Raw genomic sequence first — 1,064 nt, 5'->3', positions numbered from 1 at the left:
TGCTAACCGTCAGTATTGGTGTCGTGGAATCCAGAGTGGAAGCCTGGCAAGATCTGGTAAAACAGGCTGACAAAGCCCTTTACCAGGCAAAAAGTCAAGGAAGAAATCAGGTTACTGTAGCTGATCAGCTATAAAAGATCGGCCTTAGGTCTTATAGAACCTTATCAAGCGGTATTTTGAGTCTCATGGCCACCTGACTGACCTCCGATACAAATACGATTCCGGCCACTTTCTTTTGCCTGGTACAAAGCACTATCAGCAAACCCCACCAATGATTCACCTTTCTGCCACTCTGGTGGTGCCATGCTTGCCAAGCCAAAACTTGCAGTCATCGGTATTGTTTTGCCTTGATAAGTCATATTTGCGTCTTCAATTGCCCTTCGAAGTTTCTCGGTTTGCAATAGGGCCTCCTCTTGAGTCTGACCGTAGAGAATCGCAATGAATTCTTCACCACCATAACGAGCCACTATATCTGTTTGTCGCTGATACTGTTTCTTCATTAAGCGAGCAATCAGTTTTAAACACTCATCACCCGCCTGGTGGCCATAGGTATCATTTACCTTTTTAAAATGATCGATATCCATCATAACCAAGGTAAGCGGCGTCATGTTTCGGCGACTATTAGCCAAGGATATATCCATTGCTTGATCAAAGAATGGCCGGTTATAAAGTTGAGTCAAACCATCAATCTGGCTCATTAGTTCCAAGCGTTCTTCACGCTCCTTAATGCTTAGACGCATATGTTCCATTGCTTGAGCAACCGTCAGCAATTCATCATGAGTGCTAATCTCAATCGATTGATCATAATTTCCAATGGCAACCCGACCAGCTGCGCCTGTTAACTCACCTATAGCAGAGCTAACAGACTTATATAAACCAACTGACAAGTACAGCAAGACCAAGGAGAAGAAAGCGACGCTAATATAGAACAAGGATAAGCGCGCGATACTCTCCTGGTGATTGTTCGCCAGTACGCGGTCAGTCACCGATAAAATAAGCTTATTGTGCGCGTATACTAAGTGATATAAGTCGCTTAACTTAGCGTAGAACTCTTGCGGGTCACC

At 44.4% G+C, this 1,064-nt stretch carries 2 protein-coding genes; one reads left to right on the top strand and one right to left on the bottom strand.

Annotation, left to right across the window (positions count from 1 at the left end; all coding sequences use genetic code 11):
* Positions 1-14 precede the first annotated feature (14 nt).
* A complete protein-coding gene (locus A3766_RS32810) occupies positions 15-134 on the top strand; it encodes a diguanylate cyclase domain-containing protein (protein WP_369808661.1) in 120 nt (39 codons plus the stop codon).
* Positions 135-164: 30 nt separating this feature from the next.
* Here A3766_RS32810 and A3766_RS26960 read toward each other — a convergent pair.
* On the bottom strand, positions 165-1,064 hold a 900-nt coding region (locus tag A3766_RS26960), incomplete at its 5' end, for a GGDEF domain-containing protein (RefSeq protein WP_068643330.1).

It is taken from the genome of Oleiphilus sp. HI0132 (assembly GCF_001635845.1).
Note: the sequence above shows the minus strand (reverse complement) of the source record. Positions and strands in the feature narration are given on the sequence as shown.